This is a genomic window from Nocardia shimofusensis NBRC 100134 (genome assembly GCF_001613125.1).
Taxonomy (GTDB): Bacteria; Actinomycetota; Actinomycetes; order Mycobacteriales; family Mycobacteriaceae; genus Nocardia; species Nocardia shimofusensis.
The window spans coordinates 84916-96441 of sequence record NZ_BDBT01000005.1 but is presented as its reverse complement, the minus strand read 5'-3'; the positions used below and the strand labels follow the sequence as shown (position 1 = coordinate 96441).

At 67.9% G+C, this 11526-nt stretch carries 9 protein-coding genes; 4 read left to right on the top strand and 5 right to left on the bottom strand.

The annotated features are described in order from the left end of the window. Positions 1-11: 11 nt before the first annotated feature. The 5 genes from NS3_RS07340 to NS3_RS07320 all read right to left on the bottom strand — a co-directional run bounded on the left by NS3_RS07340 (position 12) and on the right by NS3_RS07320 (position 4886). Positions 12-1562 carry a vWA domain-containing protein gene (locus NS3_RS07340; protein ID WP_218018198.1) on the bottom strand — a complete coding sequence of 517 codons (1551 nt, stop codon included), beginning with the start codon at positions 1560-1562 and terminating at the stop codon, positions 12-14. Next, positions 1559-2938: a hypothetical protein gene (locus NS3_RS07335; protein ID WP_067855687.1), complete on the bottom strand. Its 1380-nt coding sequence runs from the start codon at positions 2936-2938 to the stop codon at positions 1559-1561. Before NS3_RS07335 ends, NS3_RS07340 begins: the two co-directional genes overlap by 4 nt. Then, a complete protein-coding gene (locus NS3_RS07330; protein WP_067856192.1) occupies positions 2938-3432 on the bottom strand; it encodes a hypothetical protein in 495 nt (164 codons plus the stop codon). Before NS3_RS07330 ends, NS3_RS07335 begins: the two co-directional genes overlap by 1 nt. A 571-nt stretch (positions 3433-4003) precedes the next feature. Further along, positions 4004-4285: a hypothetical protein gene (locus NS3_RS07325; RefSeq protein WP_067855681.1), complete on the bottom strand. Its 282-nt coding sequence runs from the start codon at positions 4283-4285 to the stop codon at positions 4004-4006. 7 nt (positions 4286-4292) lie between these two features. Continuing rightward, positions 4293-4886 (bottom strand): winged helix-turn-helix transcriptional regulator, encoded by a 594-nt coding sequence (locus tag NS3_RS07320; protein ID WP_067855678.1) that lies wholly within the window; start codon positions 4884-4886, stop codon positions 4293-4295. A gap of 72 nt (positions 4887-4958) precedes the next feature. Between NS3_RS07320 and NS3_RS07315 the strand changes: the two genes are divergently transcribed. The 4 genes from NS3_RS07315 (at position 4959) to NS3_RS07300 (ending at position 11410) form a co-directional block, all read left to right on the top strand. Beyond that, the gene (locus NS3_RS07315; RefSeq protein WP_067855674.1) at positions 4959-6170 is read left to right on the top strand and encodes a pyridoxal phosphate-dependent aminotransferase; all 1212 of its coding nucleotides are present in this window, start codon (positions 4959-4961) and stop codon (positions 6168-6170) included. A gap of 273 nt (positions 6171-6443) precedes the next feature. After that, positions 6444-8261, top strand: a complete 1818-nt coding sequence (locus tag NS3_RS07310; RefSeq protein WP_281205072.1) for an ABC transporter ATP-binding protein — start codon at positions 6444-6446, stop codon at positions 8259-8261. Between the two features lie 53 nt (positions 8262-8314). Then, complete coding sequence (locus NS3_RS07305; RefSeq protein WP_067856187.1) at positions 8315-10159, top strand: ABC transporter ATP-binding protein; 1845 nt, start codon at positions 8315-8317, stop codon at positions 10157-10159. Positions 10160-10234: 75 nt separating this feature from the next. Beyond that, positions 10235-11410 (top strand): acyl-CoA dehydrogenase family protein, encoded by a 1176-nt coding sequence (locus tag NS3_RS07300; protein WP_067855671.1) that lies wholly within the window; start codon positions 10235-10237, stop codon positions 11408-11410. The last annotated feature ends 116 nt before the right edge of the window (positions 11411-11526 follow it).

Here is an 11526-nt window from a genome sequence, read left to right as displayed (position 1 = left end):
CCTGTGAGAAGTCAGTCGAGAAAGTTCTTGAGTTCGTTGACGAGTTTCTGGATGCGGCCGGAGATCACCGGGGTGCCCATGGCCTTGAACCGTTCGCGGAACCAGGGATTCACGCTCTGGTGCCCGGAACTGTTGACCGAACCGACGGGGATGAACTTCACCCCGCTGCGGTGCACCGCCTGGATGCCCTCGAACAGCGGCTGGGAACGGTCGAACTCGTAGAAGTCCGAGATCCACACCATCACCGTGTTGGTGGGATCGGTGATCTTGGGTTGGGCCATCGTCATCGCGACCGGCCCGTCGTTGCCGCCGCCGAGCTTGGTGCGCAGCAGCACCTCGAAGGGGTCGTGGATCCACGGTGTGAGGTCCAGCGCGCGGGTGTCGAAGGCGATCAGGTGCACGTCGACCTTCGGCAGCCCGGCGAAGATCGAGGCGAGGATGGTGCAGTTGACCATCGAATCCACCATCGACCCGGACTGGTCGACCACCACGATCATCCGCGCCGGCACGGTGCGCTTGGCGGTCTGGCGGTAGAACAACCGGTCCACGTAGAGGCGCTCGTCCTCGGGATTCCAGTTGGTCAGGTTCTTCCAGATCGTGCGGTTCACATCGAGATTGCGCAGAATGCGCTTGGGCGGCACCGATCGGTCGATCGTGCCGGCCGAACTCTGCTGCACCTGGGTGCGCAACACCTCGGCCACCTCGTCGACGTAGCGGCGGATCAGGCGCTTGGCGTTGGCGAGCGCGACGCCGGACAGGTTGGACTTGTCGCGCAGCAGCTGCTCGATCAACGACATGCTCGGGGTGAGCCGGGCCGAGAGCACCGGGTCGGCGAGTACTTCCCGCAGATGCATCCGGGCGACCAGATCGCCTTCGACCTTGCCGAACGCGGCCTGGATATCCGCCGCGCCGCCGCCGCCGCCATCGCCGAAGCCACCGAGCAGAGCGCGCAGGTGACCGGCGTCGGACTGCCAGTTCGCCAGCTGGGTCGCGCTGACGGTGCCCGAACCGGTGGCGAACACGTTGAGCAGCAGTTTCGACATCAATGCCGCGTTGCGGACCTCGACATCACCGAGCGCGGCGGGATCGCGCTCGTCCGGTCCGAAAGCGATGTCGCTCGTGGTCGATCCGGCAGCCTCGGAATCGGTTTCGGGGTGCGTCGAGCCGGATCCCGATTCGGGATGTTCCGGCCGCGGGCTGGTCACGGCCGCAGTCGGGGCCGGTGCCGGTCCGGGAGCTCCCGGTCTCGAGGCGGACGTCTCGAGACCGGCCCTGAGCCTGTCGAATTCGCTGTTCAGTTCGGGAAACCGCTGGATGACGGTGTCGACCGCGACGCCGGGGTCCAGCAGCGCGGCGGGCAGGCCGAGATCGTCGACGATCGAGACGCTGGCCGCGTCCAGGGTGGGTTGGGGATCGGTGTCGAAGATTCCCGCGAGCAGACGCCAGTACAGGATCTGCCGCTGAGTTTCCCGGACATCGGAAGCTACGGGACCGGCTGCATGCACGCCGGGGGTGCATGCGCCGGTGACAGGTATGCCGGATTTCTCATGCGCACTGGTCATTTCCGCAGCAACCGTCCCGCGCGTTCGCGCAGCACCTCGACCGCGTCGCCCGACTTGGCCAGCGCCTTGGCGATCTTCGGATCGGTCGGCCCCTGTGCCCAGTCGCCGGTATGCGCGGAGATGGTCGCCTTTTTGAACAGGTACTCGACCGCGAGTGGGCGCAGGCGCCACTGTCCGGCGTCCCAGCGCACCAGGCCCAGGCAAGCCGTCGACTTGGCGACCAGGTCCGCGGTCAGTGGACCGCAGCGGGGCAGCCGATCGAGTTCGACCGGCAGACGGTGGTCGTCGATCACCACTGCGCCGTCGTCGAAGCGGTAGTTCTCCACCAGGACCGGCTCGCCGAGGTGTACCGGATGCCGGTCCAGCGGGGCGACGGCGGCGGCGAGAGCTTTCGGGAGCTGGATGCGGGCGGTGGTGAACGGGTCGGTCGCGTCGCCGAGTTCGGCGTTCGCGTCCACCCAGAGCAGATCACCGACAGCGGTGAGCGACATGTCCGTCACAGTGATCGCGCGCCGTTCGGCCAGTGCTTGCAGCAGGCGCGGATGATCGCCGAGCACCTGCCAGACGGCCGGTCCGACGATGGTGTCGACCTTGGCCGCGCCGATGCTGATCCGCACCGACCGAGCCGCTTCGGTGCCCGTCTCCAGGACCGCGTGGACCTGGGCTTGCACGGCCGTGCCGTGCTCGTGCACGTCGACGCCGAGCACCAGCAACCGTCCCGAGACCGTCTCCGCCTCGACGTCCGACGGGCCGCGCCAGGTCAGCAACAGCGCCTGCGACCAGAGGTCGGCCCACCGGCGGGAGGGAATCCGGTCCAGCGTCGCGATCGGCGCGGCGGCGCGCAGTTCGGCGGCGAGACCGTCGAGCAGCACAGCCGGCCGGCGCAGTTCGGGTGCTGCCCACAGCGCTTCGATGGTCCGGTCGGCGGCGGAGACGAGGTCGTGGTCGACTCCGCGCCAGCCGTTGATCGCCAGTTCCTGCAGCCACGCGCGGCAGCCGGCCACCACACCGCCCGGGGCGGTCGGAACCGGCGTCTGCTCGTGTGCGACACGCTCGCGTCCGACGGCCTTGTCGAACCGCTCGAGTAGCGCGTCGTGCACCGCGCCCAGCAGGGCGGTGCGGGCGGCGGCGAGCGCGGCCAGCTTCTCCGGCTCGACCGATCCGGCGCCGAGCGCGGCAACGGCGTCGGCGACCGCGCTCGACAGCGGCGAACCGCTCACGGCGGCAGCCAGCCCCGCGAGCGCGTCGGCGGCCTCGTCGCCGATCCGGCCGAAGCCGTCGACCAGTGCGGCATCGAACCCGGCGACCACGTCCAGCGCGTCGGTGACACCGGCATCCTGGGCGGAGACCAGCTCCGCGAGTTGTACTCCCAGCATCAGGCCGTCGCTCCCGTCGCGGGGAACCAGTGCAGTTCGGGAATCGGTGTCGCGAAGCCGGGCTGTTCCAGATAGCTCAGGTGCCGCAGGAACCGGCTGAACACGACGGCGGCCGGTGTCGAGGCGCCGGAAGTGTTCAGGTGGGCGAGGATCCGGCCGTCCTCCGGCACGTCGACGCCGAGGAACCGCGCGACGCGCTCGATGCCGTACTGCAGAATCGCTTCGGCCACCAGCGCCTGGATGTGCTTGCACGCGTAGCCGCCGGAGTGCCCGCCGCACGGCCGGTTGTTGTTCGTACTGCAGCTGAGTCCGTGCTCACGCGCCGAGATCGACGACACATAGACCCGCGCGATATCCGATCCGCTGGACACCACCCCCTGCAATCGCCCGTCGGCCATCTCGACGAACGGCACCTTGGCGAGTTTGCGGGGCGCCACCACCGGCAGCATCTGCACCACCGAGGACCGCTCCCACTCGCGCTCATCCGATTCCATCGGATTCCCTCCCGTCTTCATCACGAAGATCAACCTACGCGACCCCACCGACAAGTTTCGTTTCAGCCGAGGCTGAGTGAAGGGTGTTGCCCACCAGTATATTTCGCCGTGTATCGGCTATTCACATCGCGCATGACCAGCTGTCGCTTGGCTGCCGCCGGGACGTCGGGAACGCCCTCGCCACCCATGCGCGGCGCGGTTCAGGCGGGCGGCGGAGCGTCTGCCGCGAAGTGACGACCGAGGGTTAGCCGGACGTCTGCTGTCGAACGCGTACGGAGCGGCGTCACCCCATAGGATTCCGGTGCGCCGCACCTGAGCCCTCGATGTCGGGCGCCGGCACCGGAGGCCGCGCGGCTCAGGGCCGCCCCACCGGCCGACGACCGGGAGGCGGGTTTTTCGGGGGGCAATGAACTTCGGGGTCGAACGAATTCTCGACGGTCTGGGGGTTCTCATCGTCACGCGCGCCTGACTCGCCGCAGCGGTGCGTCGGGCTGTTGCGGTGCGTGCGCGGCGATAATCCACTGAGGGCGGTGCCGATCGGTGGGCAGGACGGCCGACAAATCGGGTGAGGTCAGGCCCGGCGCATGAACGCCATCGTGTAATAGACGCTGTCGATGTTGCGATCCAAGACGCTGACCAGCTCCCAGCCCTGGGATTCGAGCAGTTCGATGCCGTTGAGCAGGTGGACGACCGGCTCGAAGATCGCGCGCTGGTAGGCGGCCGCGCCGAACGCGAAACCGCCGGTCTGAGGGGAACTCAGGATCAGGTTCCGGCGCGGATAGGACCGCAGATCCACCGCGCCGTTCAATACGGCGATGACGTCGAAGACAGGACCGGGTGCGGCGGCATGCATGCACCCATCATTCCTGGCCGTCCATCGTGCCGTTCGGTGGAGGAACGTCGAGTGCGGCTGTGCCCGTGGCGATCCGGGTGGCAGTGGCGATATCGAGGTGGAATTCGTGTGCGGCGGCGGGCGCGGGTCCGTCGTGATGGCTGAGCCCGGTGGCGGTGATGACGTAGTGCAGCGCCGTGTCGCCGATCCATACGGTGGCCGTTCCCTTCGGCACGACTTCGGCGACCGCGCGGCCGAGGGGCAGAGCGAACCAGTGCGCACGGACGGCGTCGGTGGCGCGACGCTCGCCCAACAGTGGTGCGCCCCAGTGCGCCAACGCCTCCAGCACCGGCCGCAGCGCCGCCCCACGAGGAGTGAGCTCGTAGACGGCGGCCGCCGAGCGGGAACCGACTCGGCGGTGGGTCAGTATTCCGTCGCGTTCGAGATCTTTCAGCCGGCCCGCCAGCATGTCGGTGCTGATGCCGGGAAGGTCGGCGAACAGGTCGCTGTATCGCCGCGGACCGGCGCACAATTCGCGCACGACCAGTAAGTTCCATCGGTCTCCGACGACTTCCAGAGCCCGGCTCACTGCGCAGTAGTGGTCATAGCTTCGGCGTGGCACAACCACACTCTAGCCGACAACTTGGAAAAACCAAGTACTGTAGCGTCGGGCACACGTCAGAAGGGGAAACTCATGCAGGTCAACCAGTCCAGCAAACTCGCCGGGGTCTCATACGAGATCCGTGGTCCGGTCGCCGAGCAAGCGGCATTGCTGGAAGCCGAGGGGCATCACGTGGTGAAGCTCAACACCGGAAACCCGCTGCCGTTCGGTTTCGAGGCACCCGCAGAGGTACTGCAGGACATCGTCCGGACGCTGCCGTCGTCGACCGGATATTCGACATCGAAGGGCCTGTTGCCTGCCCGGCGAGCGGTCGTGCAGTACTACCAGACCCTGGGGGTCGACGATGTCGACATCGAGGACGTCTTCCTCGGCAACGGGGTCTCCGAACTGATCATGATGGCGCTGACCGCTCTGTTGGAGAACGGAGACGAAGTCCTCGTCCCCGCACCGGATTTCCCGCTGTGGACCGCGGCGACCGTGCTCAACGGCGGCAGGCCGGTGCACTATGTCTGCGACGAGGCCGCCGATTGGCATCCGGACCCGGCCGACATCACCGCCAAGATCACCGACCGTACCCGCGCGATCGTGCTCATCAACCCAAACAACCCCACCGGCGCCGTCTACCCCGCCGAGGTGCTGCATCAGATCCTCGATATCGCTCGACGCCACAATCTCGTCGTCTTCGCCGACGAGATCTACGACAAGATCTACTACGACGGTCTGAGCCACACGGCGATCGCCGCGCTCGCGCCTGACCTGCTGTGCCTGACCTTCTCAGGCCTCTCCAAGGCCTACCGCTGCGCCGGACTTCGATCCGGGTGGCTCGTGGTGTCGGGTCCGACCAGCCACGCGGACAACTACCTCGAGGGCCTCACCATGCTCGCGGGCCTGCGGTTGTGCGCGAATGTGCCCGGCCAGCAGGCAGTTCAGGCCGCACTCGGCGGATATCAGAGCATCTACGATCTCACTCTCCCGGGCGGTCGCCTTAACGAGCAGCGTGACCGCGCGTGGGAAGCCCTGAATGCCATCCCCGGCATCAGTTGCGTGAAGCCCAAGGGCGCGCTCTACGCCTTTCCCCGCATCGATCTGAGCATGTATCCGATCCACGACGACGAACAGTTCGTCCTCGACCTGCTGCTCCAGGAGAAGTTGCACATCGTCCAAGGCACCGGCTTCAATTGGCCTCGCCCCGATCACTTCCGCATCACCACCCTGCCGCACGCGGACGACCTCGAGGCCATCATCGAACGAATCGGCCGATTCCTCGCCACCTACCGCCAATAGGTCCGTGGCCGAGCGCTCCTGGCACTTACTCGCACACCGGCTACCGATTCGGCGCCCTCCAGAATCGGCGCCCGCATCCGTGCCGTGCGAGGCACCGCGCGGGCGGTGAAAAGCGGTTGGCGGATCGCGTCGACGGTGCCAAGCTGGAAGGTCGCCGTTGCCGTGGAGCGGATCATCGGAAGCAGCCACCGAGGTGGTCCACCTGACTCGTGTCGGCGCGATGCGAACCGAATTCGACGCAGCGCTACCGTCGACGAGACAGCAGGGGGACTCGTGAGCGTGACCGTGGATGTGCCGCCGGGGGACACCGCGAAGGCCGCGACCGTGCCGACGGCGCCGATGCGGCGCAGGCTGACCGCCCTGCGTCGTTTCCTGCCCTATCTACGCCCCCACCGGCTCGTGCTGATCACAGCCACAGCGCTGGCGGTGGTGTCGATGCTCACCGTGGTGGTGACGCCGCTGATGATCGTGCGCATCGTGGACGGTCCGATCGCGCACGGCGATCTGCGCGGGATCGTCGCGCCGGTGAGTGCGGTGCTGATCCTCGGCGTGGTCGAGGCGGCCAGCGTGTGGGGCAGGCGGTGGCTGCTCGCCGGACCGGCCACTGCGTTCGAGATGACCATGCGCGCGAAGCTCTTCCGCCACTTGCAGACGCTGTCGATCGGCAGGCACGACGGCTGGGAGTCCGGGCAGTTGCTCTCGCGCGCTGTCGACGACCTGGCCACCCTACGCCGCTTCGTCAACTTCGCGGGGCCGTGGCTGGTCGTCAATGTACTGGCCATCCCGACAGGACTGCTGGTGCTGTCGACCATGAGCTGGCAGATGGCTCTGCTGTTCCTGGTGCAGGCGGTGCCGCTGCTGATCGTCTGCACCAGCTTCGAGCGGAAGTACTCGGCGGCGTCGCGGCGTTCACAGGACCAGAACGGCGACCTGGCGACCACGGCGGAGGAGTCCGCGCAGGGCATTCGGGTGCTCAAGGCCTTCGGTCGCGGCGTCTTCTACGGCCGCCACTTCACCGCGCAGGCCCATCGCCTGCAACATACGGAACTGCGCAAAGCACGGTTGAACGCGACACTCTGGGCGGCTATCTCCACGGTATCCGAGCTGGCCGTGGTCGCCGCGCTCGGTGTGGGCGCGTACGGGGCGGCGCGCGGGACACTGTCGCTGGGCGCGGTCGTCGGCGCCATCACTCTGATGACATTTCTGATGTGGCCGATCGCCTGGCTCGGATTCCTGCTGTCCGAACTCCAGAACGCCGCCACGGCCGCCGATCGCTACTGGGAGATCGTCGATACGCCGCTCGACATCACCGACCCGGCCGCTCCGGTGCCGCTGCCCAGCCGGGTTCGCGGCGAAGTGCGCTTCGAGGATGTACGTTTCGGTTTCCCCGGTGTGGGTTCGGAACTGCTGTGCGGAGTGTCGCTGGTACTGCGCCCCGGCGAGACGGTCGCCGTGGTCGGAGCCACCGGCAGTGGCAAAACCGCGCTGTTGCAACTGGTTGCGCGGCTCTACGACGTCACCGGCGGCGCTGTGCTCCTCGACGGCGTCGATATCCGCCAACTGCGGCTGCGTGACCTGCGCTCGGTGGTGACAGTGGCTTTCGAGGATCCGGTGCTGTTCTCGGCGAGCGTGCGCGAGAACGTCGCACTCGGCGACCCCGGTGCCGGCGACGAGCAGGTGCGCGCCGCACTGGAGATCGCGCAGGCCTCGGAGTTCGTCGACGCCCTGCCGTGGGGACTGGAGACCAGGATCGGAGAGCAGGGCCTGAGCCTGTCGGGCGGGCAGCGGCAGCGCCTCGCCTTGGCCAGAGCGGTACTCGCACACAGTGACACGGGCAACAGAGGGCGGGTCGTCGTGCTCGACGACCCGCTGTCGGCGCTCGATGTGCAGACCGAGGAGCGGGTGCAGCACCGATTACGCGGTGCGCTGGCGGGCGCGACCACCCTGCTCGTCGCGCATCGCCCCTCGACAGCCGCGCTCGCCGACCGGGTGGTGCTGCTGGCCGGCGGCCGGATCGTCGCCGAGGGCACCCATGAGCAACTTCTGCGCATCGACAGCAGGTATCGCGAGCTGATGGGAGGACAGCCGTGAGTGAGGACAACAACGATCGGAAGGTCGCACCGGTCGACACGCCGACCGGCGGGATGGGAGCCGACGCGCCGACCGGAGACAAGGCCGCCGAATGGCGAGGAATCGCCAACGAGGACGCCGATGTCACCGGCGCAGGCAATCTGATACTGGCCAGGCGCTCGCGGCGGCTGCTCGCCGAACTGGTCCGGCCGCACCGGCGCGCTGTGGCCCTCGCGCTCCTCCTCGTGGTGATCGAGAATGCGGCCATGGTGTCGGGGCCGTTGTTCGTCGCCTACGGTCTCGATCGCGGCATCGACGCCGGGACACGGGGGGAGTGGGCCGCGCTGGTGTGGGCGGTGGGCGGCTACCTGTGCGCGACCCTGATCGGGGGCCTCGCCACCTTCTGCTTCATCCGTCTCGTCGGCCGGATCAGTCAGGACGTGCTGTTCGATCTTCGGGTCCGCGCCTTTGCCCACACCCAGCGCCTCGACGTCGCCTTCCACGAGAAATACACCTCGGGCAAGATCGTCACTCGGCTGACCGGAGACATCGAATCACTGCAGCAGTTGCTGGAGAGCTCGCTGAACATGGCGCTCGGCGCGATCCTGTCGGTGGTCAGCATCGCGGTACTGCTGGTGTACCTGGATCCGCCGCTGGCGATGATCGTGTTCGTCGGCTTCGTGCCGTTGGTCTTCGTCACCCGTTGGGCGCAGCGTAAGCAGCGCACGGGATATCGCCGCACTCGGCGTGCGGTCGCGCGCGTCGTGGTTCATTTCGTCGAGTCGATGGGCGGGATGCGCGCGGTGCAGGCGTTCCGGCGTGAGCAGCGCAACGACGCGGTGCTCGCCGCTGAGGACGGCGACTTCCGCGACGCCAACATCGTCGCGCTGCGCGGCATGGCCGAATACACCGGTCTCACCCGGTTGCTGGGCAATCTGACCACCGTGATCGTGATCGTGGTGGGCGCGTGGCGGGTCATCCACGGTGATCTCGCTGTCGGCGTACTCGCGGCATACCTGTTGTATCTGAACAACTTCTACAAGCCGCTCGACGATCTCGCGCAGGTGTTCAATTCCTATCAGTCCGCCGCCGCTGCGCTGGAGAAGATCTCCGGCGTGCTCGAGGAACAGCCTGCGGTGACAGAACCCGACGACCCGATTCCACTGAAGACGGCCGAGGGACACCTGCGGCTCGAGCGCGTCTGGTTCGACTACTCCGGTGCCCCGGCCGAGAACCCGGTGCTACCCGAACTCGCCCTCGACATCCCGGCTGGTCAGGTACTCGCCCTGGTCGGGCCGACCGGCGCGGGAAAATCCACACTGGTCAAGCTGCTCACCCGGTTCTACGACCCGTCCGGCGGGCGGGTGACCCTCGACGGAAACGACCTGCGCCGCATCGCCGATGCCGACCTGCGCCGCAACGTCGTGATGGTCACCCAGGAGGCGTACCTGTTCGCCGGCTCGGTGGCCGACAACATCCGGATCGGCAGACCCGACGCCAACGACGCCGAGGTGCGCTCGGCCGCTCGTGCGGTCGGGCTGGACACCTTTGTCGATACGTTGCCGGACGGCTTCGACACGGATGTGCGCCGCCGCGGTGGCCGATTGTCGGCCGGGCAGCGGCAGTTGGTGGCATTCGCACGAGTCTTCCTGGCCGATCCGGCGGTGCTGGTGCTCGACGAGGCGACCTCCAGCCTGGACATCCCCGGCGAACGTCTGGTGCAGGACGCGCTGGAGACAGTGCTGCGCGGGCGGACCGCGATCATCATCGCGCACCGGCTCTCGACGGTGGCCATCGCGGACCGGGTGCTGGTGATGGAGGCGGGCCGGATCGTCGAGGACGGCTCGCCCGAGCAGCTGATCGCCGGGGAGGGCCGTTTCGCCGGGCTGCACGCGGCCTGGCGCGAATCGCTGGTCTGAGCCGTAGGCGCGCGCATGGCGTCGATAGCCTGGAGCGAACGCCAGGCAACCCACCCCGTCGGAGGGACGACCACGATGAGCACAACCCCCGTCACGCCGCTCGAACTGTTCGGCATCGACGCCCTGCTGTCCGAGGAGGAACGCGACATCGCCGCCACCGTGCGGCGTTTTGTCGACGAGCGGTTGCGTCCGCGCATCGCCGAGTGGTTCGAATCGGGCACGATCGCGCGGGAGATCGCGCGCGAGGCCGGTGCGCTCGGCCTGCTCGGTATGCATCTGAAGGGTTACGACTGCGCGGGGACCAGCGCCGTGGCCTACGGCTTGGCCTGTATGGAGCTCGAGGCCGGCGACAGCGGGTTGCGCAGCCTGGTCTCGGTGCAGGGCTCGCTGTCGATGTACTCGATCCACCGCTGGGGCTCGGAGGAGCAGAAGCGGCATTGGCTGCCGCGCCTGGCCTCCGGCGAGGCCATCGGCTGCTTCGGTCTCACCGAACCCGACTTCGGTTCCAATCCGGCGGGCATGCGCACCTCCGCCAAGCGTGACGGCGGCGACTGGGTGCTCAACGGCAGCAAGATGTGGATCACCAACGGCTCCATCGCCGACGTCGCGACGGTGTGGGCGCAGACGGAAGAGGGCGTGCGCGGGTTCCTGGTTCCGGCGGGAACTCCCGGTTTCACCGCCAACGCCATCCACCGCAAGCTCTCGCTGCGCGCCTCGGTCACCTCCGAACTCGTGCTGGACGACGTGCGCCTGCCCGCCGACGCCATGCTGCCCGAAGCGCGCGGTCTGTCCGGGCCGCTGTCGTGCCTGAACGAAGCCCGCTTCGGCATCACCTTCGGCGCGCTGGGCGCGGCCCGCGACTGCCTCGAGCAGACCATCGACTACGTGCGTCACCGCGAGGTCTTCGACCGTCCGCTGGCCGCCTACCAGCTGACCCAGCAGAAGCTGGCCGATATGACCCTCGAGCTGGGCAAGGGCATGTTGCTCGCCCTGCACCTGGGCCGGATGAAGGACGCGGGGACGCTGCGGCACCAGCAGGTCAGCCTGGGCAAGCTCAACAGTGTGCGTGAGGCGATCGCCATCGCCCGGGAATGTCGTACCCTGCTCGGCGCCAGCGGTATCACCCTGGAGTACTCGCCGCTGCGTCATGCCAACAACCTCGAGTCGGTGCTCACCTACGAGGGCACCAGCGAGATGCACCTGCTCGTCATCGGGGAGCAGGTGACCGGCGTCGGGGCGTTCCGGGGCTGAGTGTGTCACCGATCGAGGAGTCCGGGCAGGCCACGCAGGGCTGTCGGTAGCGCAGACATCGGACCATCGGGACGTGACCGCCGCCGGCCCGCCGATGATCGAAGCCGAAGGGGGAC